The 7,623-nt window shown below is 37.0% G+C and carries 8 protein-coding genes; 6 read left to right on the forward strand and 2 right to left on the reverse strand.

What is annotated here, in order from left to right; genetic code table 11:
- Window positions 1–194: 194 nt before the first annotated feature.
- The 5 genes from rarD to ACFSY7_RS10845 all read left to right on the forward strand — a co-directional run bounded on the left by rarD (window position 195) and on the right by ACFSY7_RS10845 (window position 4,227).
- Entirely contained in the window at window positions 195–1,088 is an 894-nt protein-coding gene (gene rarD / locus ACFSY7_RS10825) for an EamA family transporter RarD (protein WP_380147839.1), read from the forward strand.
- Between the two features lie 20 nt (window positions 1,089–1,108).
- Window positions 1,109–2,131, forward strand: a complete 1,023-nt coding sequence (gene sppA, locus ACFSY7_RS10830) for a signal peptide peptidase SppA (RefSeq protein ID WP_380147840.1) — start codon at window positions 1,109–1,111, stop codon at window positions 2,129–2,131.
- A gap of 11 nt (window positions 2,132–2,142) precedes the next feature.
- On the forward strand, window positions 2,143–2,661 hold the full coding sequence (locus ACFSY7_RS10835; protein WP_380147841.1) for an RDD family protein: 519 nt from the start codon (window positions 2,143–2,145) through the stop codon (window positions 2,659–2,661).
- A gap of 37 nt (window positions 2,662–2,698) precedes the next feature.
- Window positions 2,699–3,199 (forward strand): thiol peroxidase, encoded by a 501-nt coding sequence (gene tpx / locus ACFSY7_RS10840; RefSeq protein ID WP_126989209.1) that lies wholly within the window; start codon window positions 2,699–2,701, stop codon window positions 3,197–3,199.
- An 89-nt stretch (window positions 3,200–3,288) separates the two neighbouring features.
- Entirely contained in the window at window positions 3,289–4,227 is a 939-nt protein-coding gene (locus ACFSY7_RS10845) for a class I SAM-dependent methyltransferase (RefSeq protein ID WP_380147842.1), read from the forward strand.
- A 54-nt stretch (window positions 4,228–4,281) separates the two neighbouring features.
- On the opposite strand, the gene ACFSY7_RS10850 is transcribed toward ACFSY7_RS10845, so the two are convergent.
- Complete coding sequence (locus tag ACFSY7_RS10850; RefSeq protein ID WP_029499460.1) at window positions 4,282–4,731, reverse strand: universal stress protein; 450 nt, start codon at window positions 4,729–4,731, stop codon at window positions 4,282–4,284.
- Window positions 4,732–5,011: 280 nt separating this feature from the next.
- On the opposite strand from ACFSY7_RS10850, the gene ald reads away from it, so the two are divergent.
- A complete protein-coding gene (gene ald / locus ACFSY7_RS10855) occupies window positions 5,012–6,130 on the forward strand; it encodes an alanine dehydrogenase (protein WP_380147843.1) in 1,119 nt (372 codons plus the stop codon).
- Window positions 6,131–6,231: 101 nt separating this feature from the next.
- On the opposite strand, the gene ACFSY7_RS10860 is transcribed toward ald, so the two are convergent.
- Window positions 6,232–7,314 carry a M24 family metallopeptidase gene (locus ACFSY7_RS10860; RefSeq protein WP_380147844.1) on the reverse strand — a complete coding sequence of 361 codons (1,083 nt, stop codon included), beginning with the start codon at window positions 7,312–7,314 and terminating at the stop codon, window positions 6,232–6,234.
- Window positions 7,315–7,623 lie beyond the last annotated feature (309 nt).

A 7,623-nucleotide genomic window follows, 5' to 3' on the forward strand; every position in this document is an offset into this window, starting at 1 on the left:
TAAATCCCTGTACAATCGCTAATTTTAATGCGCTCGTAAATTTCGTCATAAAAAAACCACACCTCCAATTGTTAGATTGTGTCTAACAATTGGGGTGCAGTTCATCTCTCACACATAAACCTGCTTTTTGCTATTTACTTTTGTGAAACCAACTCCCTATAATAAACACATTGATTTAAAAAGGGGATGCTTGAATGCAATATGATAAACAAGGAATGATTGCGGCATTTATTGCGTATGTTTTATGGGGGCTATTCCCACTGTATTGGAAAGCATTAACATATGTAGATAGTGCAGAAATTTTAGCGAGTCGCGTTATTTGGAGTTTTATTCTAACGCTTATTTTTGTTGTGATTTTACGAAAAGGCCATCAGTTAATTCGTGATGTGAAGGAGCTATGGCAGCATCAAAAAACATTTTGGACATTGGCTGTAGCAGCTTATTTAGTAACATTGAATTGGTTTTTATACATTTGGGCAGTCAATCATAATCACATTTTGGAAACAAGCCTAGGCTATTATTTAAACCCAATTGTTTCTATATTACTAGGCATCATTTTCTTAAAGGAGCGTTTAGCAAAAGCACAATTGGTTGGTGTCATAATAGCCGTTATTGGTGTTGCTATTATGATTATTAATTATGGTACGATCCCATATGTTTCATTTGGTTTGGCGCTGTCATTTGGTTTTTATGGCTTATTGAAAAAGCGTATCCAATTAGATGCTACACGTGGTTTAGTTATTGAAACAGCATTTGTGTTACCTATCGCATTACTGTATTATGCTTATTTAGCAATTGAAGGAAAAATGTCATTTGGTATGATAGACTTAAATACAACTGTACTTTTAATTGGCGGAGGCGCTGTAACAGCTATTCCACTTATTTTATTTGCAGTGGGTGCACAAAAAATCCCGCTTTATCTTGTTGGGTTTATTCAATATGTCGCACCTACCATGACGTTGTTATTAGGCGTCTTTGTATATGGTGAATCATTTGGTTCTGTAGAGATGCTGTCATTTGGCTTTATATGGCTAGCGTTAATTATTTTCTCTGTATCAACAATTGTAGAGGTACGGAAGCATCATTAATTGAGAGGGGTTTATTGAATATGAATGCAAAACGTTGGTGGGCAATCGGGATTGCAATTTTCCTATTTGTTGCTTCAACTGGTATTACAGCGATGAAATCACTTATGGCTCAAGATTTTAGTGGGCAGTTGACATCATTGTTAGATGAATCAGAAGAGGAAACATTATTTGAAGAAAAAACAGTAGCATCGGGTAATTTAGATTCTCGTATTGCTGTATTAACAGTAGACGGTACAATTCAAGATACAGGAGATTCTGCATCTCTTTTATCTTCAGAAACATATAACCATCAAGCATTTTTAGAGCAACTTCAACAAGTGAAAGATGACGAAACTGTAAAAGGTATTATTTTAAAGGTTAATTCACCAGGTGGTGGAGTCATCGAATCAAAGCAAATTTATGAAGCAATTAAAGCAATTCAAAAAGATCGTAAAATCCCTGTGTATTCTTCAATGGGCTCAATGGCTGCGTCTGGCGGTTATTATATTTCAGCACCTGCAGATAAAATCTTTGCAGATGAAGAAACAATGACCGGTTCAATTGGAGTTATTATGCAAGGTGTTAATTATTCAAAATTAGCCGAAAAATATGGTATTGAATTTGAAACAATTAAAACAGGTCCATATAAAGATATTATGAGTGGCTCACGTGAAATGACAAAGGATGAACGTAAAATTTTACAAGATATGGTCAATGAATCATACAACCGTTTCTTAAATGTCATTGCAGATGGCCGTGATATGTCAAAAGCAGATGTGAAAAAATTGGCAGACGGTCGTATTTATAGTGGTTCACAAGCTAAAAAAGTAGGTTTAGTAGATGAGTTAGGCTATGAGGAAGATGCGATTGCTTCAATGAAAAAAGACTATGATTTAAAAAATGCAGAAGTATTTGAATACACAGCGAGCTCAGATTGGACATCGATGTTTGCAGTGAAAGTAAACTCCATTTTATCAGGTTCAGCTGATTCGCAAATAATCGGGAAATTATTAGCAAACTACAACAGTGCACCACGTATGATGTACTTATATGGTGAAGAGTAGGAGGGCGAATCATGGAGCAAACTTACGATACAACCTATGAAGCGAAGGTAGCGGGGTTTTGGATTCGTTTTTGTGCATATCTTGTGGACATTTTAATTGTTTGGGCTGTGTTGAAACTATTAATCGTACACAATTTATTTAGTATCACAGGTCTTGATAGTGTCACAGTGTGGGTATTTCAGTTAGAAGATATTGTAGCAGGTCTGTTATTTTATTTATATTTTGTCATCATGACAAAAATAAACGGTCAAACACTTGGAAAAATGATATTTGGGTTAAAGGTTGTTACGGATACAGGATTACCATTAACTTGGACGACTGTTATTGTACGAGAATGGTTTGGCCGCTATATTTCAGCCACGATTCAGCTACTTTATCTCATTGTGGCTATCACACCACAGCATAAAGCAGTGCATGATTATTTAGCTGATACGCATGTTGTTCATGAAAATACATTTAAATTAGTGAAAAAGAAGCAACTTCCTCCATTTACTGAAGTGAAAGAGTTGCAAGGTGAAGGGCAAGTTTAGTAAAATTGGGATAGATTATTTAGGAGGCGTTGTGAACATGGTACAAGTAACATTCGGTAATAACCCAGTCACTCTAGTTGGACAAGAAATTAAAGTAGGCGACAAAGCACCTGATTTTAAAGTGCTTGATAATGCGCGTGCTGAAAAAACATTAGCAGATTACGCAGGTAAAAAACTTTTAATTAGCGTAGTGCCTTCATTAGACACAGGCGTTTGTGATCAACAAACACGTAAATTTAACGAAGCTGCTAGTGAACTAGGTGAAGACTACAAAGTTTTAACAGTTTCTGTAGACCTACCATTCGCTCAAAAACGTTGGTGCGGTAATGCAGGCGTTGAAAACGTTGAAACATTATCAGACCATTATGCAGTATCATTTGGTGATGCATATGGCGTACACATGAAAGAACACCGCTTACTAGCTCGCTCAATCTTCGTAATTAACGAAGCAGGCGAAGTGACATATGTGGAATATGTATCTGAAGGTACAAACCACCCAGATTACGATAAAGCGTTAGAAGCATTAAAAGCACTTTAATCGTTATTACTTACGTTTTGAACGAGATGTCCTCTTGCATTTTTGGATGAGGACATCTTTTTCACGTTTAAAGGAGAACTTACTTAAAAATGGAAAAAATAGAACAATTATTTACGTTTATCGATAGCACAGCAGGGAGTGTACAAGAGGCTAAAAATGTATCTTATTTAGAAGGTGTATTAGCCGCATTAAATGGCTGGTTAGATGGTGAAAACGTACCAGAAGGCGAATGGGAACGCAATGACATTCGTAAAGGAATTCAATTAGCCTTATTAAAAGGTATGCGAGAAAGTGCGCAAGTCAATCATCAAATGACACCGGATTCTCTAGGATTACTAGTAGGTTATTTAGTGGAACAATTCTATGAAGAACAATTAACGAAAAAAGAAACAATTACAATGCTTGACCCAGCTGTTGGGACAGGGAACTTATTACTAACGGTTATGAATTTAATTGGTGATCAAGTAACAGGGGCGGGTATCGAATTAGATGATTTATTGATTCAACTTGCAGCAGCTTCTGCAGATTTACAACAGCAGCCAGTGGCGTTGTACCACCAAAATGCTTTAATGCCCTTATTAATTGACCCAGTAGATGCAGTTGTTTGTGACGTGCCGGTTGGTTACTATCCAGACGAAGAGTATGCAAACGCGAATTATACAATTCATGCAGAAGAAGGCATGACGTATGCGCATCATTTATTCATTGAAAAATCAATCAATCAATTACGTGACGGCGGCTATGCATTCTTCTTAGTGCCAAGTATGATTTTTGAATCTGAGCAAGCACGTCAGCTATTTACGTATATTAAAACAAATACGTGGATTCAAGCGGTTATTCAGTTACCTAGCACATTATTTAAAAAAGAACAAATGGCAAAAAGTATTTTTGTTGTACAGAAGAAATCAGCTACAGAAAAACCTGTAAAAGATGTGTTATTAGCAAAAGTGCCGAGCCTATCAAACCCACAAGCATTAGAGCAATTTTTCGCTCGTGTGCGTCAGTGGAAAAAGGACGAAGAAAAATAATAAAAGAGGATGCCATCCCCGGCATCCTCTTTTTTTGTAGCTTTAAGGCAATTATTAAGCGTCTAATTCGCTTGGTGTACGAACAACTAATACGTCGCATTTTGCTGAGCGTACGATGTTAGCTGATACAGAACCGATTAGGAAACGTTCTACTGCGTTAAGACCAGTTGCACCACAAATGATTAAATCTGCTTCTGTTTTTTGAGAGATTTCTTTTGTAATCATTGTTTTAGGAGAACCGTATTCGATTACAGCTTCAGCTTTAACACCAGCTTGTTCTGCTTCAGCTTTGTATTCGCTTAATTTTTCTTCAGCAAATTCTTTCGCACGTTCTTGGATTGAACGGTCGTATGCTTCGATTGCAGCGAATGAACGTGTATCAATGATATTTACTAAGTGTAATGTTGCATCATTACGTTTTGCTACTTCCACTGCTTTGTGAAATGCATATTTCGCTTCATCTGAACCATCTACTGCTACTACGATATTATTATAAGTTGCCATAACTAAATTCCTCCCTACTCGTTATATCCACATTATAACATTTTCTTTTGTAAAAGATAGGCTAAAAATTAACAGATAATTGAAGAAATATTGAACTTTATTGGTGATAATATTTTAATGCTATAGTAAATAGGAAATAGAAATAACGAAAACTTCTTTCAACCATTATTTTGAAATAGTTGATTAAAAAGGATGTACAAAAAAACACCACATGTTACAATGGAATTGCTTAACCACTATGGAAGCGCTTACTAAAGAAATTATTGGAGGCTTGACGCAAATGATTATTGGTGTACCTAAAGAAGTTAAAAACAACGAAAATCGTGTAGCAATGACGCCTGCGGGGGTAGTTCACTTAACAACATTCGGACATGAGGTTGTCGTGGAAACAAATGCCGGTGCTGGTTCAGCGTTTACAGATGAAGAGTATGTAGCAGCAGGGGCACGTATTGTTGATACGGCAGCAGATGCATGGAATGTTGATATGGTCATGAAAGTAAAAGAACCGATTGAGCAAGAGTTTGGTTTCTTTAGCGAAGGATTAATTTTATTTACGTATTTACATTTAGCTCCAGAACCTGAGTTAACAAAAGCATTAGTTGATAGTAAAGTGACAGCCATTGCATACGAAACAGTGCAGTTAGCGGATGGCTCACTACCACTATTAACACCAATGAGTGAAGTGGCTGGTCGTATGGCAACACAAATTGGTGCTCAGTATTTAGAAAAAATTCATGGTGGTAAAGGGATTTTATTAAGCGGTGTCCCGGGTGTTGAACGTGGAAAAGTAACAATTATTGGTGGCGGTCAAGCTGGTGAAAATGCGGCGAAAATTGCTGTAGGTATGGGGGCTAAGGTAACAATCTTAGACATTAATCCAGCTCGTTTACGCGAATTAGATTTAATTTTTGGTAGTGATGTACAAACATTAATGTCCAATCCATTTAATATTGCACAATCTGTAGCACAGGCTGATTTAGTTATTGGTGCTGTATTAATTCCTGGCGCAAAAGCACCGACGCTTGTAAGTGAAGAAATGATTCAAGCGATGACGCCAGGCTCAGTTATTGTCGATATTGCGATTGATCAAGGTGGTATTTTTGCGACAACGGATCGTGTGACAACACATGATGACCCTACGTATGTAAAACATGGGGTCGTTCATTATGCGGTAGCGAATATGCCTGGTGCAGTACCTCGTACATCCACAATTGCATTAACAAATGATACAATACCGTATGCGGTGCAAATTGCGAATAAAGGATATGAACAAGCACTACTTGATAATGAAGCATTGAAAAAGGGCTTAAACGTAGCAAATGGTTATGTAACGTTTGAAGCGGTAGCAGAAGCACTTGGCTATGATTATATTTCAGCAGATGTTGTATTAAATCATTAATATAAAAAAATAATTATAAGAAAAGAAGGACTTGCGCGTTGGGGCAAGTCCTTCTTTTTGTTGGAAAATAATAATGGAAGTAAGGTCAGGTGTTTATTTCATTATTTTGGTTCGATGATTTGTAATTCTTTCGGGAATGATGTCAATATGTCAACACCATCAGCTGTTACATAAACGTCATCTTCAATACGTACGCCAGCTGCATCGCCTTTGTAAATGCCTGGTTCGATTGTGAAGACCATGCCTTCAACAACCTCTTTTTCATTTGCACCGTGCATTGAGGGTTCTTCATGTACGCTAATACCTAAGCCATGGCCCATACGGTGTGTATAATATTCGCCGTAACCAGCATTTTCGATAACATCGCGAGACGTTTTATCTAAATCCATTGCGCGAACACCTGGTTTAACCGCATTGATTGCTGCTTCATTTGAGGCACGTACTGCTTCATAAATTGCGCGTTGTTCATCATTACGTGGTTCGCCAAATGCGACTGTACGCGTGATATCAGAACAATATCCTTCATAGATAACACCTAAATCAAATAATACTAAATCACCTTTTTGGATTTTTGTATTACCTGGTGTGCCATGTGGAGAAGCAGCATTAAGACCTGTTAATACCATTGTATCAAATGACATGTAGTAGCCCTTTTTCAAAATTGCTGTTTCGATTGCAGATAAAACTTCGATTTCTGTTTTACCTTCTGCTAATTCATCACAACCAACTTGAATGGCATAGTCTGCTAATTTGGCAGCTTCACGCATTTTTTCAAGTTCGTCAGCAGATTTTACAAGGCGCATACCTGCAATTTTGGCATCTAAACCGCTAATTGTTACGCCAGAGAAAATCGCTTCTAATAATTCTAAACGTTCTACAGTTACGTGTGATTTCTCAATTGCTAAAGTTTGAACTGTTGCGTATTGGGCTGCTGTATTCTTTAAGATTTCCCAAGCATTTTCTTTGTCATCATGACCTACCGCTTTAAAGTTCCAACCAGCTGCTAATGCATCAGGTACTTCCATTTTAGGGCAAATCATAAATGGATCTGCATCTTTAAACACCATTACACCAAGTAAGCGCTCATGTGGATCGCTTTTAAAGCCTGATAAATAAAATACGTTATCTGGTGTTGTGATGAATGCTGCATCGATATTTTGTTCTTTTAAATAAGTTTGAATCATTTCTACTTTAGTAGCCAATGAAAAACCCTCCTTATGAAAATTGAGTTGTCCTCACACATAATGGGTATAAGGTAAAAGGACCGTTTTGTTCTGACCTTTTATGTTATATACAAAATGCTCACTTCATAGTGTATCAAAAAAAAGGAAAAATGAATAACGGCAACGAATTAAATATAGTAATGAAGGTATTAAAAAAAGTTTTACTAGGAGCATTCCTGTTAGAAGGATTTTCAGAGACTTGAAAACAAAAAAGCCCTCCTGTATGATGCTTGAGTGTCAACTGGCATTGACGCGCATAATATACAGAGA

Origin of the sequence: Kurthia populi, assembly GCF_042686175.1 — a bacterium.
In the GTDB taxonomy this organism is placed as follows: domain Bacteria; phylum Bacillota; class Bacilli; order Bacillales_A; family Planococcaceae; genus Kurthia; species Kurthia populi.